This is a genomic window from Bacteroides clarus YIT 12056, assembly GCF_900129655.1.
In the GTDB taxonomy this organism is placed as follows: Bacteria; Bacteroidota; Bacteroidia; order Bacteroidales; family Bacteroidaceae; genus Bacteroides; species Bacteroides clarus.
Genome location: NZ_FQWK01000008.1, coordinates 75,191 through 92,579, shown reverse-complemented (window position 1 = coordinate 92,579; position 17,389 = coordinate 75,191). Strand labels below are relative to the sequence as shown.

General features: G+C 41.3%; 19 protein-coding genes. 13 read left to right on the top strand and 6 right to left on the bottom strand.

Annotated elements, in window-relative coordinates:
- Positions 1-24: 24 nt before the first annotated feature.
- Positions 25-1,035: an ATP-dependent 6-phosphofructokinase gene (locus BUB52_RS14290; RefSeq protein WP_009120254.1), complete on the top strand. Its 1,011-nt coding sequence runs from the start codon at positions 25-27 to the stop codon at positions 1,033-1,035.
- On the opposite strand, the gene rnc is transcribed toward BUB52_RS14290, so the two are convergent.
- Genes rnc through BUB52_RS14275 form a run of 3 tightly spaced genes read right to left on the bottom strand, consistent with a single transcriptional unit; the run spans position 994 to position 3,471 of the window.
- The gene (gene rnc, locus BUB52_RS14285; protein WP_039950125.1) at positions 994-1,941 is read right to left on the bottom strand and encodes a ribonuclease III; all 948 of its coding nucleotides are present in this window, start codon (positions 1,939-1,941) and stop codon (positions 994-996) included. The two genes, BUB52_RS14290 and rnc, sit on opposite strands and share 42 nt — an antisense overlap.
- Positions 1,942-1,948: 7 nt before the next feature.
- Positions 1,949-3,211 carry a beta-ketoacyl-ACP synthase II gene (fabF, locus tag BUB52_RS14280; RefSeq protein WP_009120256.1) on the bottom strand — a complete coding sequence of 421 codons (1,263 nt, stop codon included), beginning with the start codon at positions 3,209-3,211 and terminating at the stop codon, positions 1,949-1,951.
- A 23-nt stretch (positions 3,212-3,234) separates the two neighbouring features.
- Positions 3,235-3,471: an acyl carrier protein gene (locus BUB52_RS14275; protein WP_004291965.1), complete on the bottom strand. Its 237-nt coding sequence runs from the start codon at positions 3,469-3,471 to the stop codon at positions 3,235-3,237.
- 98 nt (positions 3,472-3,569) lie between these two features.
- Here BUB52_RS14275 and purN point away from each other — a divergent pair, with 98 nt between their 5' ends.
- On the top strand, positions 3,570-4,196 hold the full coding sequence (gene purN / locus BUB52_RS14270) for a phosphoribosylglycinamide formyltransferase (RefSeq protein ID WP_009120257.1): 627 nt from the start codon (positions 3,570-3,572) through the stop codon (positions 4,194-4,196).
- A gap of 38 nt (positions 4,197-4,234) precedes the next feature.
- Here purN and pdxB read toward each other — a convergent pair whose 3' ends face one another.
- Positions 4,235-5,284, bottom strand: a complete 1,050-nt coding sequence (gene pdxB / locus BUB52_RS14265; RefSeq protein ID WP_009120258.1) for a 4-phosphoerythronate dehydrogenase PdxB — start codon at positions 5,282-5,284, stop codon at positions 4,235-4,237.
- Positions 5,285-5,573: 289 nt separating this feature from the next.
- Here pdxB and BUB52_RS15920 point away from each other — a divergent pair, with 289 nt between their 5' ends.
- From BUB52_RS15920 to BUB52_RS14225, 8 genes are all read left to right on the top strand, one after another.
- On the top strand, positions 5,574-5,711 hold the full coding sequence (locus BUB52_RS15920) for a hypothetical protein (RefSeq protein WP_009120259.1): 138 nt from the start codon (positions 5,574-5,576) through the stop codon (positions 5,709-5,711).
- A gap of 97 nt (positions 5,712-5,808) precedes the next feature.
- The gene (locus BUB52_RS14255; protein ID WP_009120260.1) at positions 5,809-6,525 is read left to right on the top strand and encodes a hypothetical protein; all 717 of its coding nucleotides are present in this window, start codon (positions 5,809-5,811) and stop codon (positions 6,523-6,525) included.
- A 7-nt stretch (positions 6,526-6,532) separates the two neighbouring features.
- A complete protein-coding gene (locus BUB52_RS14250) occupies positions 6,533-7,297 on the top strand; it encodes a lipopolysaccharide kinase InaA family protein (protein WP_009120261.1) in 765 nt (254 codons plus the stop codon).
- A gap of 7 nt (positions 7,298-7,304) precedes the next feature.
- The gene (locus BUB52_RS14245) at positions 7,305-8,201 is read left to right on the top strand and encodes a glycosyltransferase family 2 protein (RefSeq protein ID WP_009120262.1); all 897 of its coding nucleotides are present in this window, start codon (positions 7,305-7,307) and stop codon (positions 8,199-8,201) included.
- A gap of 86 nt (positions 8,202-8,287) precedes the next feature.
- Complete coding sequence (locus tag BUB52_RS14240; RefSeq protein ID WP_009120263.1) at positions 8,288-9,304, top strand: glycosyl transferase family 90; 1,017 nt, start codon at positions 8,288-8,290, stop codon at positions 9,302-9,304.
- Positions 9,305-9,316: 12 nt separating this feature from the next.
- Positions 9,317-10,231 carry a glycosyltransferase family 8 protein gene (locus BUB52_RS14235; protein ID WP_009120264.1) on the top strand — a complete coding sequence of 305 codons (915 nt, stop codon included), beginning with the start codon at positions 9,317-9,319 and terminating at the stop codon, positions 10,229-10,231.
- 24 nt (positions 10,232-10,255) lie between these two features.
- A complete protein-coding gene (locus BUB52_RS14230; protein ID WP_009120265.1) occupies positions 10,256-11,140 on the top strand; it encodes a capsular polysaccharide synthesis protein in 885 nt (294 codons plus the stop codon).
- A gap of 16 nt (positions 11,141-11,156) precedes the next feature.
- Entirely contained in the window at positions 11,157-12,074 is a 918-nt protein-coding gene (locus BUB52_RS14225) for a WaaS/CpsH family glycosyltransferase (protein WP_009120266.1), read from the top strand.
- Here BUB52_RS14225 and glf read toward each other — a convergent pair.
- Positions 12,064-13,185: a UDP-galactopyranose mutase gene (glf, locus tag BUB52_RS14220; RefSeq protein ID WP_009120267.1), complete on the bottom strand. Its 1,122-nt coding sequence runs from the start codon at positions 13,183-13,185 to the stop codon at positions 12,064-12,066. The two genes, BUB52_RS14225 and glf, sit on opposite strands and share 11 nt — an antisense overlap.
- A 210-nt stretch (positions 13,186-13,395) precedes the next feature.
- On the opposite strand from glf, the gene BUB52_RS14215 reads away from it, so the two are divergent.
- Complete coding sequence (locus BUB52_RS14215) at positions 13,396-15,234, top strand: ABC transporter ATP-binding protein (RefSeq protein WP_009120268.1); 1,839 nt, start codon at positions 13,396-13,398, stop codon at positions 15,232-15,234.
- Positions 15,235-15,368: 134 nt separating this feature from the next.
- On the opposite strand, the gene BUB52_RS14210 is transcribed toward BUB52_RS14215, so the two are convergent.
- Positions 15,369-16,013 (bottom strand): ribonuclease H1 domain-containing protein, encoded by a 645-nt coding sequence (locus BUB52_RS14210; RefSeq protein ID WP_009120269.1) that lies wholly within the window; start codon positions 16,011-16,013, stop codon positions 15,369-15,371.
- A 163-nt stretch (positions 16,014-16,176) separates the two neighbouring features.
- On the opposite strand from BUB52_RS14210, the gene BUB52_RS14205 reads away from it, so the two are divergent.
- Together BUB52_RS14205 and BUB52_RS14200 are read left to right on the top strand one after the other, a co-directional pair.
- Positions 16,177-16,779: a nitroreductase family protein gene (locus tag BUB52_RS14205; RefSeq protein WP_009120270.1), complete on the top strand. Its 603-nt coding sequence runs from the start codon at positions 16,177-16,179 to the stop codon at positions 16,777-16,779.
- A gap of 57 nt (positions 16,780-16,836) precedes the next feature.
- A complete protein-coding gene (locus BUB52_RS14200) occupies positions 16,837-17,364 on the top strand; it encodes a shikimate kinase (protein WP_009120271.1) in 528 nt (175 codons plus the stop codon).
- The last annotated feature ends 25 nt before the right edge of the window (positions 17,365-17,389 follow it).

Here is a 17,389-nt window from a genome sequence, read left to right as displayed (position 1 = left end):
AACCGTAATTTAAACTAAAACATCATGAGAATCGGTATTCTGACTTCAGGCGGGGATTGCCCCGGTATCAATGCAACTATTCGCGGCGTTTGTAAAACCGCCATCAATTACTACGGAATGGAGGTGGTAGGTATCCATAGCGGTTTTCAAGGACTGTTGACAAAAGATGTGGAGTCGTTTACGGACAAGTCTCTGTCGGGATTATTGAATCTGGGCGGTACGATGTTGGGTACTTCCCGTGAAAAGCCGTTTAAGAAAAACGGGGTGGTATCCGATGTAGACAAACCTGCTCTGATAGAACAGAATGTAAAGGAGCTGGGGCTGGACTGCATAGTCTGTATCGGCGGTAACGGCACGCAGAAAACAGCTGCCAAGCTGGCTGCTATGGGATTGAATATCGTTTCCGTACCTAAGACCATTGATAATGACATTTGGGGAACCGATTTCTCTTTCGGCTTTGATTCTGCCGTCAGTATTGCTACGGATGCCATAGACCGGTTACACTCTACCGCCAGTTCGCACAAGCGGGTGATGGTGATAGAGGTGATGGGGCATAAAGCGGGCTGGATTGCGCTGTACTCCGGTATGGCCGGTGGCGGTGATGTGATTTTAATTCCCGAGCTTTCTTATAATATCCATAATATAGGCGATACGATTTTGAATCGTCTGAAGAAGGGGAAGCCTTATTCTATTGTTGTGGTTGCCGAGGGGATTCAGACGGATGGCAGGAAACGCGCAGCTGAATATATCGCACAAGAGATTGAATACGAAACGGGTATTGAAACACGTGAGACTGTTTTGGGCTATATTCAGCGCGGTGGTTCGCCTACGCCTTTTGACCGCAATTTGTCGACCCGTATGGGTGGTCATGCTACGGAATTGATTGCAGGAGGGCAGTTTGGACGTATGGTAACGTTGAAAGGGAATGAAATATCTTCCGCGCCTCTGGAGGAGATAGCCGGAAAACTCAAATTAGTGACTGAAGACCATGATTTAGTCGTTCAGGGTAAGCGTATGGGGATTTGTTTCGGGTGATTTGGCTGTATCTTGTACAGTATCCGTAGGTTCTGTATTATCCGTAACTTCGAGAACCTCTGATGTCTCTGCAACGGGAGTATTTTCTGTGACGGTTTCGTTTTCCTCTGCTGCAATATCTTCCTTTGCCGCGTGGTTCTGTATTTTGGCAGTTTCAATGGCTTCTTTGAAGGCTTCGTCGTTCTTGATTTTTTTCAATGCCATTTGTGCGGCGTTTTGCTGTGACTCTTTTTTGGAATAGCCCGTACCTGTGCCGGCAGAAAGGCTTTCTATGCGAACTTCTGTGTGAAACATCGGGTTGTAATCCCTGTCGAGGAACTGTTCTATCAACTCAAAGGAAACCTCCATTTTGTTTTTCTGGCTCCATTCGATAAGTTTGGATTTGAAGTTGACTTCCTTGCGTGACATCTTGTCGAGGTCGATGTAGTTCTTGAGGATTTTTTTCTCCATGAACTGCTTGCAACGTTCGTAGCCTTGGTCCAAATAGATAGCTCCGATAAATGCTTCGAAGGCGTTGCCGTACATATAGCTGTTGTGTGACGAAGAACGGGTGGAATACTTGACAAGTTTGTCCAGTCCTATTTCTACGGCCAGTTTGTTCAAGGTTTCCCGTTGCACGATTTTAGAACGGGTATTGGTAAGAAAACCTTCACGACGGCCTTCGAAGTGCTTGTATACAATGTCTCCTACGATGGCGTCCAAGATGGCGTCACCCAAAAATTCCAATCGCTCGTTGTTTAACGGACGTCCTTTCTCGGAGCGGACAGAGGTGGATTTATGCAGTAGAGCCTGCTGATAGAACCGAATATCACGGGGAAAAAAACCAAGTATCCTGTAAAAACAAAAATAAGACTCTCTATCCTTACGGAATAAGAGCCTTATTTTGTCTATTTGGTTACGTAACACGACCGTATTATTCTGCGTATTTCTTGAAAATAACACATGCGTTATGACCGCCGAATCCAAAAGTATTGGATAAAGCCACGTTCACTTCACGCTTCTGAGCCTTGTTGAACGTAAAGTTCAGGTCATAGTCGATGTTTTCGTCGTTATCACCCTCTTCGTGATTGATAGTCGGAGGAACAATGCCGTTTTGGATGGCAAGTATACTTGCAATAGCCTCTACCGCACCGGCAGCACCCAGCAAGTGACCTGTCATGGATTTGGTGGAGCTGATATTCAACTCGTAGGCATGTTTTCCGAATACCTCTTGGATAGCTTTCACTTCCGAGATATCACCGACAGGAGTAGATGTACCATGAACATTGATGTAATCTACTTCTTCGGGTTTCATTTCTGCATCTTCCAATGCATTTGTCATTACCAGTTTGGCTCCCAAACCTTCCGGATGAGAAGCGGTTAAGTGATGAGCGTCGGCAGACATTCCCACACCGGCAACCTCTGCATAAATCTTGGCACCACGTGCTTTAGCGTGTTCCAGTTCCTCAAGAACCAGACATCCGCCGCCTTCACCCATGATGAAACCGTCGCGGCTCGCGCTGAACGGGCGAGATGCGGTTTCCGGAGAGTCATTACGGGTAGATAAAGCATGCATGGCATTGAAACCACCTACACCACAAGCGGCAATAGCTGCTTCCGAACCACCGCTGATGATAGCGTTAGCCTTACCCAAACGGATGAGGTTGAATGCGTCAGCGATAGCATTGGTAGAAGTGGCGCATGCGGAGCAAGTCGCGTAGTTAGGACCATGAAAACCGTACAGAATAGAAATTTGTCCGGCAGCAATATCCGAAATCATCTTCGGGATGAAGAACGGATTGAACTTGGGACCGTTTTCTTTATGGAGGGCATAGTTACCTGCTTCTTCTTCAAATGTACGGATTCCACCAATACCGGCACCAAAGATGACGCCGATTTTGTTCAAATCCTCATTTTCGACATCAAGACCGGAATCTTCTACCGCTTGCTTGGCTACACCGATGGCATATTGAGTGTACAAGTCCATCTTGCGAGCCTCTTTGCGGTCGATATATTGATTGGCATCAAAGTTCTTCACTTCGCATGCGAATTGGGTCTTGAAAAGCGATGCGTCGAAATGAGTAATAGGCCCCGCTCCACTAACCCCATTCACGAGATTTTCCCAAAATTCGGGTACTGTGTTGCCAATGGGAGTAATGGCGCCAAGACCTGTTACTACAACTCTTTTTAATTCCATACTAAGAAATGAATGGATTAAGATTACTTAGCGTGTTCTTCGATATAAGATACAGCATCGCCTACAGTACCAATCTTCTCAGCTTGGTCATCAGGAATAGAGATACCGAATTCTTTTTCGAATTCCATGATAAGTTCTACAGTGTCAAGAGAATCTGCTCCCAAATCGTTAGTGAAGCTAGCTTCGTTAGTAACTTCTGATTCTTCAACGCCTAATTTGTCGACGATAATCGCTTTCACTCTTGATGCAATTTCAGACATAACTTTAAGTTTTTAATTAATAATTAGTTTTATTTCTTTAAATTTGCGGTGCAAAGGAATGAATATTTATCATTCCTCGCAAATATTTGATGAATTAAATGCACATTTTTGCACATTTTTCACGGTTTTGTGCAGGGATTGGAGGGTTTATGAGTAAAAACATTGCTATTTTTGCTTCCGGTAACGGGACAAATGCAGAGAATATCATCCGTTATTTCCAAAATAGCGAATTGGTGAACGTAGAGCTGGTTTTGACTAATAGAGAGAGTGCCTTTGTTTTGGAACGTGCACGTAGTCTGAATGTTCCGTTCGCCTGTATGGGCAAGGCCGAATGGATGGACGGGACAGCTGTATTGTCTTTGTTGGAAAATAGAGGAATCGACTTTATCGTCCTTGCCGGTTTCCTTGCACGTGTGCCGGACTGTATCTTGCATGCTTATCCTAATAAAATTATAAATATTCATCCTTCCTTATTGCCTAAGTTTGGCGGTAAGGGGATGTATGGTGATCGGGTGCATGAAGCAGTAGTGGCTGCCGGTGAAACAGAAACCGGTATTACCATACATTATTTAAATGAACATTTCGATGAAGGCGAAATTATAGTACAGTACAAATGTCCTGTTGTGGCGGAGGATACAGCAGGGGATGTAGCAAAGAAAGTACATGCGCTGGAGTATGAGTATTATCCGAAGGTTATCGACAGTTTGTTGTCGGAAGTGCGCTGATAGCCTTTCGGAATACGATTTCTAAGAGAAGCGACATATTATTCCGAATGGTTCAGAATTGTGTATGCTTTTTTTTCTCTTCTTAGAGGGTAGTCCCCCCGTAACTTTTCAAATAATTCCGGATGTGTTTTGAGTGCATTACTATCTTGTCGGGGATCATATATTTGCAAATAGGCATCTGACAAGGTTTCTGCCGTAATTTGCGGTTGGCTTGGGGCAGGAGGAATAATCTGATAGTCCGCCTGTATATTGAAATACCGGCATAGAGCATCCAGCGACATACGGGTTGCATTGGCTTTACCGTCTGCCGAATAACCGGCGATGTGCGGTGTACCGAGGAATACCTTCTTTAATAGGGTGAGGTTTATAGCCGGTTCATTTTCCCAAACATCGATGATAGCGTCTGAAATCAGTTTTGTTTCCAAAGCGTTCAGCAGTGCATCGGTTTCGATTACTTCTCCGCGTGAGGTGTTAATGATGACGGGTTTTTGCTTTAATGATTGGAAAAAGGCTGTGTCGGCCAGATGGTAGGTTCTGTATTTACCTTCTTTATATAAAGGTACGTGGAAAGTGAGTACGTTACATTCTTTTGCAAGTGTTTGCAGGGATGAAAAGTTCTGTTTCCCCTCTTTGTCTTCACGAGGAAGGTCGTTCAGTAAGATACGCATTCCCAATTCTTGTGCCACTTTTGCAACTTTACTACCTACATTCCCTACTCCGATGATGCCAATAGTAGCTTCCGATAAATTAATACCTTTCGATTCTTGCAGTAAAATTAAAGATGAATGTAGGTATTGGGCTACGGAAGCGGAATTGCAGCCGGGGGCATTCGTCCATGTAATACCGGCTTCACGGCAGTATTCCGTATCGATGTGGTCGAAGCCGATGGTTGCCGTAGCAATAAACTTTACTTTACTGCCCTCCAATAATCCTCGGTTGCAATGAGTGCGTGTGCGGATGATGAGTGCATCCGCATCTTTCACCAGAGAGGGGGTGAAGTCTTTTCCCGGCGCATAGACCACTTCATCGGCTATTTTTTCGATGGCTTCCTTTATAAAAGGTATTTTATTATCGACAATTACTTTCATAACGCTTTTGTTTATTGCAGGCAAAGTTAGAAATAATTCGTGAGAACAGATGTTCCTAATGTAATAATGCATACCTTTGACCAATTGTTTAAATCATAAATTTATATACTGATGAATGCGCTTGCTAAATTTTGCAGAAAGAGGCCTTTATATGCTTGCTGCCATCTTGAAAAGTTTCCGTGCCATAATGCAACGTTTATGATAATTGAGACTTTTTCCAAATTGCGTGAACTTTCCCGTACAATAAACAGTTTGCCAGATGCTTCTGAGGAATAACAGAAATCCTTGATTGGAGAAAAGCGGTGATTTGTTTTCCGATTTATTGGATAATAATCTTCAAGCGACGGATTCGGAAACAACTATCGAATTAAATCTTGCCGTATTGAAAGTAAAGCATACGGTTAAGCGGAAAGCGGATAAGGAATAAATGCAGGGAACTGTTTGGCTGTATGCAAAATATTGTATAGTTTTGTCAACTTGTGGGAATCTTATAGCTTGTTGAATAAAGACTAATTATATATCCAATGAAGTGTATTCATATCATTACTCCCGTAAAGGATTCTATTGAATTGACGCTGCAAACCGTGGAAGCCATTATGGCATCCGGTTTTCAAACGCCGTTTACTTATACCGTCTACAATGATTTCAGTACGGAAGAAAACACGGCTAGGTTGAAAGAAGCGTCTGAAAAACAGGGCTTTGAGTTGGTGAATCTTGCAGAAATTACGGATCATCCATCACCGAACTATTTGTTGGTTCTGCAAATGGCTCAACAACGTGCCATTGAAGCGGAGGCAGGTTTGATTATTGTCGAGTCGGATGTTTTGGTAAAGAAGAACACATTGCAAGCTTTATTTGACGGAGCGACGGAGCGAATAGACTGTGGTATCGCCGCCGCCGTCACAGTAGATGAAAAAGGAGAAATCAATTACCCTTATCTTTTCGCGAAAGGTAAGGAGAACCAGGTTTTTCCCGAGAAGAAACATTGTAGTTTTTGTTGCTCTCTGCTGACTTTGAATTTTCTGAAAGCTTTCGATTTTCATCAATTAAATCCTGAAAAGAACTGGCATGATGTGACCATTTCGCATCAATCTTTGAAAGAAGGGTTTAAGAATTATCTGTTTACTACATTGCCGGTGTTACACCAGCCGCATGGTAGCCGTCCGTGGAAACAGTTGAAATATAAAAATCCGTTGAAATACTATTGGTTGAAGTATACGAGAGGATTAGATAAAATTTGATATATTTATGGAATCTGAAATGAACCGGAAAAACGATATACTTCATCCTCGTACTTTAGTTATTCATCAGGATTTTGAAGAGTTAAGAGATTTTATCTTGTCTTTACCAGAACGTTTTGAAAGAAATGAAGGTGTTGTTATTCATAAAGGGCGTAATGAATTAAGAAAGATGAAGTATAATGGTCGAGAATATGTTGTCAAGTCTTTTCATCGTCCTAACTTTATCAATCGTTTTGTGTATGGTATTTTCCGCCCTTCTAAAGCAAAGCGTTCTTATGATCATGCCGACATGTACCTGAAGATAGGAGTGGGGACTCCCCGGCCGGTAGGATATCTTAACGTTCGCAGTGGCCTCTTGTTTGATAGAAGTTACTATGTGAGCTGTTTGTCAACATGTCCTTATGTTTATAATGACTTATTCAAACAAAAGTTTGAATATGAAGAGGAGGTTTTGCGTGAGATAGGGCGGGTAACTGCTATCCTCCATGAACATGGATATGCTCATAAAGATTATGGGCGCGAAAATATTCTGTTTCAGAAAGTACCGGGGGGAATTAAACTGGAGATTGTGGATTTGAATCGTATGTTTATCGGGACTATCGGCATGAAAGCCGGTTGTAAGAACTTTGAACGTTTACCGGCTACTCCGCAGATGCATCGTTGGATGGCGGAAGAGTATGCAAAGGTTCGTGGATTTGATGCGGAAAAGTGTTTTGAGTTGATGGTTTCCTATAGAAGTACTCAACCGGGAAAGATTAATAATCTTTATTAAAATAGCCATGAATATTATAGCTGTAGTAGTCACCTATAATCGAATAGAACTGTTGAAGCGGACTGTTCACTGCCTACGGCAGAATAAACCGGTTACTTCAATCGTAGTTGTCAATAATGGAAGTACCGATGCTACTGCCGAGTGGTTGAAGACGCAACCGGAACTGACTGTTATCAATCAAACTAATGTGGGAGGTTCAGGCGGATTTTATACCGGGATGCAATATGCGTATCAGGCAGGTGCGGATTGGATTTGGTGTATGGATGACGATGTTTTTCCACGTGCTGATTGTTTAGAACAGTTGTTACTGCATGCCGATCAGAAGAATATAGGGATACTTGCACCGCGTCGTTTACAGGAAGGTAAGCTCTTTACACATGAGTTTCAAGGATATAATTTGACAAATCCTTTTGCTTCCATGTATACCGGAAAATTATCAAGGCAAACGGTAACTGAGCCTGTCGAGATACAAGGGGCAGCCTTTGAAGGACCATTCATAAAGCGTGAGGTCATTGAGAAGATAGGTTACCCGAATAAAGAACTGTTTATCTTTTGTGATGATACGGACTATTGTCTTCGTACAGTGCAGTCCGGTTATAAGATATTGTATGTTCCCACAGCATTAATGGATAAAGAAAAGTTTTTTTCAAATGATAGTTGGAGTGAGCGGAACAAAAAGAAAAAGTGGAAACGTTTTTACCAGATACGTAATTCTACTTATTTGAATCATCATTATGGCCGTAATTGGGCGGTAAAATATCTTCGCGGTTTTAATGGAGTAATAGGTTATATCTTAACAGCTTTTGTAACCTGTCCGTTTTCCGATGCCTATCAGTGGGGTGATATTCCTAAATTATGGAAAGCGTATTACGACGGGATACATGAACGCTTGGGTAAGATGTGAGAAAAAACGTATAACAATTTTTTAGATAAGAAATAACTTCTATCTTTGTGTCTATTCAATGAATATTTAATATATACTATTTCTAAATGAGCGATAGCCTCTTATATAAACTTCGCAGTGGAAAGCCGCCCAAAATACTCTTTTTTTTAAAAGGATATCTGCAGATGTGTGTGCCTAATGGCTTTTATCGTATACGTAGAAAAGAGTATTTGAAACAAGTAGAGACTCGACCGGATAGAGATTATATCTACGAACGAGTGAACTATTATAATAAAATGCAGTATCCGGTAGAATTGCCTGATAAAATATTGCATGAGCATAAACATAGTTACTATGTATATTTGGATGAGATAAAGAATTTTCGTCCATCTACTTTCCATAAAGCGTATTATTTTGATTTGCAATATGCTGTACGTTGGTTTAGTCGAAGTTTGCGTATTGCCTATATTCCCGGGGATGTATATTTTACTCCGGAATTTCCCTCGATTGTAAAAAGTAGATTACTGAAAGAAGATAATGCATATTCGGTCATACTTAAATTGGATAAGCTACGTCATTTTATTTTTCTGAATGATCCTGTTCCTTTCTCACAAAAACGCGATCAGGCTGTTTTTCGTGGTAAAATCCGCCTTAGTCGTATTCGTGAGAAATTCCTTCAAAAATATTTTGGTTCTTCTATTTGTGATTGCGGCGTGGTAGGTAGGAATGAAGGTTATCCTGAGGTTTGGATGACTCCCAAGAAAACTATTCGAGAACATCTTGATTATAAATTTATTATGGCGCTTGAAGGGAATGATGTTGCTTCTAATCTGAAATGGGTAATGTCTTCTAATTCTATTGCTGTAATGACACGTCCTACCTGTGAGACTTGGTTTATGGAAGGAAAACTTATTCCTGACTATCATTACATAGAGATTAAAGATGATCTTTCCGACTTAGAAGAAAAACTAACTTATTATATCAATCATCCGGTAGAAGCGGAACAGATTGTTAAGCATGCTCATGAATATGTCGCTCAATTTTTTGATGCTGAACGGGAGCGGTTGATTTCATTGCTTGTGATGGATAAATATTTTCAGATGACAGGTCAAAATAATAATTAATCAAATCTTCTTATGATTCATATAGCTTGCAATATTGATGCTAATTTTACGCAACATTGCGCTGTTACATTGGTCTCTTTATTTGAGAACAATAAAACGGCTGATATTTGTGTGCATATTGTTGCTCCGGGTTTACCGGAAAAAGATCAGAATATATTGAAGTCTTTAGCTGCTTCTTATGGTAATGAGGTTTGCTTTTACTTCCCTTCGCCGGAGTTATTGGCAAATTTCTCTATCAGGAAGTTTGGTAAACGTATTTCTATGGCTACTTATTATCGTTGCATGTTTTCCGCTATTTTACCTGCAACGGTAGATAAAGTGTTGTATCTGGATTGTGATATTGTTATTTTAGGAGACATATCGGAGTTTTGGAATACAGATCTTACGGATTATGCAGTGGGATGCGTAGAAGATATCGGGTACGATGATATGGAGCGTTATGAAACTTTGAAATACGATTCTAAATATTCTTATTTCAATGCAGGTGTGTTATTGATTAATCTGAAGTATTGGAGAGAACATAAAGTAGATGAACAATGCGTTAAGTATTTCTTGGCTTATCCCGAAAGAATCCGTTACAATGACCAAGACCTTTTGAACGCCCTGTTGCATGAACATAAGTTATTTATGTCTCTAAAGTGGAATATGCAAGATGCTTTCTACCGGTATGGCATGGAAAAAAAGATTGAGCATTGGCCGACGTTAAAGCAAGATTTGGAAAGTCCGGTTATATTACACTATACTAATAAGAAACCCTGGAACTATGATAGTATGCATCCTTTACGAAGAGAATACTATACTTATTTGGATATGACTCCTTGGAGAGGTAAACGTCCCTTGTTGTCTTTGAAGAACAGTTTATTGCGGTTTATTAAATTGCTTCCGTATGTATTGAAACTACGTAAGCCTAAATATATGAAATTATAACTTGAAGAAATGAGCCATTTCCCGATGCAACAATCTAAGACTAAACGTTTTTTCAAACGCATAGAAAGATTTATTGTTTCTTGTAAGCAATATGTTATTGTACGTCATCTGTTGTTTTCCGGCGGTAAGGAAGTCATTGCTAACTATAAACATTCTTCATTAGAAAACAGTGAACAGATTACAGATGTGTCTCCTATTTGGGTTTGTTGGTGGCAAGGCAGGGATTCTATGCCGGATATTGTGAAAGCCTGTTATAATTCTATTTTAATGCATGCTGACAACCATCCGGTTATATTGATAACAGGGGATAATTATCATGAATATGTCACTTTGCCGGATTGTATTTTGCAGAAATGGAAAGCGGGTAACATAACTTTGACTCATTTGTCCGATATATTGCGTATGTTATTGTTGAAGGCTCATGGCGGAATCTGGATGGATAGCACAGTGTTGCTTCCTTGCAAGAATATCGGTGATTTTATCAAGCCCTCTAGGATATTTTGGAGTTGCCATCATTTACCTATTTATTATAATATTTCAAGAGGAGGATGGACCGGATTTTTTCTGGCATGTGGCAAGGGAAATCTATTGCCGGCATTTATTTCAGATATGTTCTTAAAATATTGGCAGAACCATAATAAACTGATAGAATATTTATTGATTGATTATACATTCGCCATAGCTCGTGCCAATGTGCCAGCTATACATCAAATGATTGAAGAAGTACCGATAACAGTTATGGGACCTCTTGGTAAGTGTTTAAATCAAGAATACACGGAAGAACGGTGGATTGAATTTTGTTCTAATTATGATTTTCATAAATTAACCTATAAGATACCGTTATCTCTCAAAACTCCGGAAGGGAAAAAGACTTTCTACGGACACATTATCGAAACTTATCTGAAGTAAATCGTTTTAAGAATATATGACTTATATTATACATGCTGATTATCAGCCTTTGAATTATATTATTTCAGGGGTTGATAGTTCTCAAATAAAGGAAATTTGTTTAAAAGACATTAAAGATACGTTGCTATTACGTTGTGTGCGTGGATTGCTTCGTCGACTGGGATTATATTGGGTTTTCCGCAGCTTGTATATTAGAAGCGAATCCTTGGAACAACTTTCGCTTATCGAAGAAAATGCGAGAATAATTATTATTGATAACAGGCATCTTGTAGATTTGCGTATTATCGATAAAATATTACCTTCTTCCGTAGAGCGAAATCTTTTTTATTGGACTCCAATTTGTCAGCTTTTTCATCGTTATACTTCTGAAAAGAGAAGTAAATATATGAAAGCTATCAGTAAGATGTATCGGATAAGTAGCTTCAATGCGGATGATGCACGTATTTATCCGGAGATTGCGGTAAAACCTCCTTTTTTTAGATTTCCCAACAAAAGTAAACTAACGTCTGATGTAACACAAGGATTGTACTTTATCGGTTATGAAAAGAATCGCCGAGATGTCTTGTTGGAATACAAGGCTTTATTTGAAAGGCTGGGCTTGCCGTGCTCATTCCTAATATTCAAAAGAAAAATGAAAGGTATATCTTATTTCGAAAATATACAGAATGTGAGCCGGTGTAGTTGTGTCGTCGATATAACAACAGAACAGACAGGTATCTCCTTAAGGCCTTTGGAAGCTCTATTTTTTGATAAGAAGCTGATAACGAATAATAAGAGTATTAAGGAGTATTCTTTTTATCACCCTAATAACATCTTTATATTGGAAGAAGATGATCTGCGTAAGTTACCGGAGTTTGTCACTACCCCGGTAACTGCAGTAAGTGAGAAAGTAAAAGAGGAGTTTGATATAAATTCCTGGATACTTAATTATTAGTTACAGTAATTTCTTTTTCCCACAATGCCAATGCCGCTGCTACTGTGTCGTCCATGTCTGCATAAGTATATTGTGCCAATCTGCCTCCGAATAACATGGTTTTCTGTTGTTGAGCCAATTCCTGATACCTATTGAAGATTTGGGTATTATTCTCGTTATTTACCGGATAATAAGGCTCTTTCCCTTGTTCGAAGTTGTCGGGATATTCGTAGGTGATGACAGTAGAAGGCTGTTTGCCGAATTCAAAATGCTTATGTTCGATTATGCGGGTGTAAGGAGTGTCACGGTCAGTATAGTTTACAACTGCATTACCTTGGAAATCCTCTACATCGGCAAGAAGCTTGTGATCGAACCGTAAGCTGCGATATTCCAAATGTCCGCATGCATAGTCGAAATATTCATCTATACAGCCGGTGTAGAGCACTTTTTCCGCTAAAGAGTCCAGTTCTTTGCGGTGTTCCGTATAATCAATTCCGGTGCGGACTTCTATATTCTCCAGCAAAGCGTCGATTAAACGATTATAACCACCGATGGGAATACCTTGATATGAATCGTTGAAATAATTATTATCGAAAATAAAGCGGAACGGAATGCGTTTAATGATAAATGCCGGAAGCTCTGTTGCAGAACGTCCCCATTGTTTCTCCGTATATCCTTTTATCAGTCGCTGGTAAATATCTTTTCCGCAAAGTTTTAGTGCCTGTTCTTCTAAATTTTGCGGGTTGGTTATATGTTCGTACTCTTTACATTGTTCTTGTATTTTTGCTTTGGCTTCTGCCGGAGTACGCACATTCCATAACTGATAGAAAGTATTCATATTAAAAGGAAGATTGTATAATTTTCCTTTATAGTTGGCGATTGGAGAATTGGTATATCTGTTAAATTCCACCAGCTGATTTACATACTGCCAGACCTTTTTATTATCAGTATGAAAAATATGGGCGCCATATTTGTGTACATTAATACCATTTATTTCCTCACAATAGATGTTACCGCCAATGTGATGGCGTTTTTCTATTACAAGGCATCTCTTACCGGCTTCATGAGCCTCATGAGCGAATACAGCTCCGAATAAACCGCTGCCTACAATCAGATAATCGTATGGTTTCATTTCTTTTTTAGAGTTAGTTTCTTAACTTATCAAGTCGATTAATCATTTCTTGATTTAACTACAAAGCTACACAATTATTGCCAAGATTACGAAAAAACCGCGATTATCATGTTGCGTTTGATAAAAATATCTGTTCCGCATTTTATTCTCCCCTTGGTTTGTACTATCTTTGTCCCCAATACACAATGTAATGAATTAACTGCTAACCGAATGAAAGAATTCCTCCGACTTCTGCGGCGTTTTGTTCCGCCTTATAAGAAATATCTGATATGGGCATTGTTCCTGAACTTGCTATCGGCAATTCTGAATATATTCTCTTTCGCTCTGATTATTCCTATTCTTCAGATACTTTTCAAAATGGATACCAAGACCTACGAATTTATCCCTTGGGATGCTGTGGGAGTGGGGTTGAAAGATATAGCGGTTAATAATTTCTATTATTACGTCACCGAGATGATAGCCTCGCAGGGCGGTTCATTAACATTGCTGATTTTGGGTGTCTTCCTGGCAGTAATGACTTTACTGAAAGCATTCTCTTATTTCGCCTCTTCGGCTGTGATGATTCCTCTTCGTACGGGTGTGGTGCGTGATATCCGTGCACAAGTATATAATAAGGTGTTACACCTGCCGTTGAGTTTTTTCTCCGAAGAACGGAAAGGCGATATTATTGCCCGCATGAGCGGTGACGTTACCGAGGTGGAGACATCTGTTACCAGTTCGCTGGATATGCTGATAAAGAACCCGATACTGATCATAGCCTATTTCGGCACTTTGATAGCTATCAGTTGGCAGCTGACGCTGTTTACATTGCTGGTTCTTCCGGGCATGGGCTGGATAATGGGTACGGTAGGTAAAAAGCTGAAACGACAGTCGCTGGATGCTCAGGCAAAATGGAGCGATACCATGTCGCAGCTGGAAGAAACCTTGGGCGGATTGCGTATCATCAAAGCTTTCATCGCCGAGAATAAGATGATGGAACGTTTTAATAAGTGCAGCAACGAATATCGCGACGCCATCAATCGGGTAGCTACCCGTCAGGCATTGGCGCATCCCATGAGCGAGTTCTTGGGAACATGCGTTATCGTTATCGTACTGTGGTTTGGCGGAACGTTGATTCTCAGTAATAGCGCTACAATCGATGCCCCTTCGTTCATCTATTACTTGGTGATACTGTACAGCGTTATCAATCCGTTGAAGGAATTCTCCAAAGCCGGATACAACATACCCAAAGGACTCGCCTCCATGGAACGTATCGACAAGATACTCTTTGCGGAGAATCCTATTAAAGAACCTATCCGGCCGAAGCTGCTTTCCTCGTTGAATGATAAGGTGGAATTTAAGGACATCAGTTTCAGTTACGACGGTTCCCGCCAAGTATTGAAGCATATCAATCTGACAGTGCCCAAAGGCAAGACTATCGCATTAGTAGGACAATCCGGTTCCGGAAAATCCACGTTGGTGGATTTGTTGCCCCGTTATCACGATGTACAATCGGGCGAGATATTGATAGACGGTCTTAACATCAAAGATACGCGTATTTCCGATTTGCGCAGTCTGATAGGAAACGTCAATCAGGAAGCCATTCTCTTTAATGACACTTTCTTCAATAACATAGCTTTCGGTGTAGAGAATGCCACAATGGAACAAGTTATCGAAGCTGCCAAGATAGCGAATGCCCACGATTTTATTATGGATACCGAGAAAGGTTACGATACCAATATCGGTGACCGTGGCGGCAAACTTTCCGGCGGACAACGCCAACGTATCAGTATTGCCCGCGCCATCCTCAAGAATCCTCCTATACTGATTCTGGATGAGGCCACTTCCGCACTCGATACGGAGTCGGAACGCTTGGTGCAAGAGGCTTTGGAGCGATTGATGAAGACTCGTACCACGATTGCCATTGCGCATCGTCTTTCTACAATTAAGAATGCGGATGAAATCTGCGTACTCTATGAGGGAGAAATCGTAGAACGCGGCAAGCATGAGGAACTTCTCGCTAAAGACGGCTACTATAAAAAACTGAATGATATGCAGTCTTTGGGATAAAGGCGGAGCATGTATAACACGGGAGCTCTATAAGTAAATCCTGTTTTCCAACTGCAGGATGAAGTTTAGGCGTAACGACATGATACGCTGAATATTCGGGTATTCAGCCATGAGGATATAAACGTTCCGCCCTGTTATTTTCTTCCGAAGTCTGCGGGTATTTCACCCCATTGTTGGGTTTCCCATTTTAGGATAGGGGTGGAATAGGTGTTCTCACGCAGCCATTTCTCAGCGCGTTCTATCAGTTGGAAAAGTTGTTCGGTTTTGGGGTCGCGGGGTAATTTGGTCTTGCATTTCTTCTGTTTCACCCAGCTGATGGCATTAACGCTGTCGCTGTAAATAGGCATATCGAAGCCTTTTTGTTTCAGCAAGGCCAGGCCGTGAACAATGGCAAGAAACTCTCCGATGTTATTGGTGCCGTACATGGGGCCGAAGTGAAAAACCTGCTGGCGGCTGGCAACGTGCACTCCCCGATATTCCATTGCTCCGGGATTTCCACTGCATGCGGCATCTACGGCAAGACTGTTTTCGAGGACGGCGGCCGGGTAGAGGGCGTCTGTGTTTTGAGAAAGCTTGGGTCGCCTGCCGTCTGCGGATATATTGCGCTTGATGTAATCGTATGGTGAAGAGGCAAAGGCCTTTTCTGCTTCTTCGCGAGTCTCGAACGATTTGTATTTCGCTCCTTCGTAGCCTTTGGTTTGTAGTTGGCAGTCAGTCCAGGATGTATAAATACCCGGAGTGCCACCCGTCCATACAACGTAGAATTTTTCTTTCTTCATAACTTATGGCAAAGGTACAAATATATTTCACAAATTCGAACAATTGGTCTTTTTCATTTGTTCTTTTAAATTGAGGAGAGTTGAGGGGTTAAGGGGAAGTATGGCTTAAGCCCCGCTTTGTAATTCACGAATTATGGATAAACTAATAATAAAATAAAAATATATGAAGAGAACATTTGCAGAAGCGTTGGAGCATCGACGCAGCTATTATTCCATAGGTAACGATTCTCCGGTTTTGGACGAGGAAGTGGTACATATTGTCCGTACGGCAGTAAAGAATGTGCCGTCGGCCTTTAATTCGCAGTCAACAAGAATCGTTCTGTTGCTGGGTGATGAGCATAAGAAATTATGGGATATTGTAAAGAACACGTTGAAACAGCGTATTTCTCCTGAAGCTTTCGTTAAGACGGAAGCCAAGATTGACGGTTGCTTTGCTGCCGGACATGGTACTGTGCTGTATTTTGAGGACACTGCGGTTGTAAAGAAATTGCAGGACGCATTCCCCTCTTATAGCGAAAACTTCCCGACTTGGTCACAGCATACATCGGCCATGCATCAGTTTGCTATTTGGACGATGCTGGAAGACGCGGGTTTGGGAGCCTCATTGCAACATTATAATCCGCTGATCGATGATGAAGTACGTCGTACCTGGGATTTACCGGAAAGTTGGATGCTGATAGCCGAAATGCCTTTTGGTACGCCGACCGCCGAACCCGGAGAGAAGGAGTTTCAGGAGTTGAGCGAGCGGATTAAAATTTTCCGTTGATTGTGAGGTAGTCTCACTATGGAATTGCTTATCTTTGCCCGCAAACGGTAAGCAATTATGATACGTATCTTTTTGACCGGCTACATGGGAGCTGGTAAAACAACTTTAGGAAAGGCTTTTGCCCGCGAATTAAATGTACCCTTCATCGACTTGGACTGGTACATAGAAGAACGCTTTCACAAATCTATTCGTGAATTGTTCGTCGAGCGGGGAGAGGCCTCTTTTCGTGAATTGGAGCGAAATATGCTGCATGAGGTATCTGAGTTTGAAAATGTCATTATCTCGACCGGTGGCGGCACTCCCTGTTTCTTCGACAATATGGACTACATGAACGGACATGGGCAAACCGTATTCTTGGATGTGCATCCCGATATATTATTCAATCGTTTACGAGTGGCAACCCATCAGCGCCCTATCCTGCAAGGAAAGACGGACGAGGAGTTGCGCGCCTTTATTGTGGACGCATTGGATAAACGAGCTCCTTTCTATTTGCAGGCTCGCTACCGTTTTGATGCCGGACGTTTGGAAAGCAGACGTCAGATAGCTGAGTCCGTACAGCAGTTACGTAATTTGTTGGACATTTAATCCCTTGTAAATGTGTGTTTTTCAT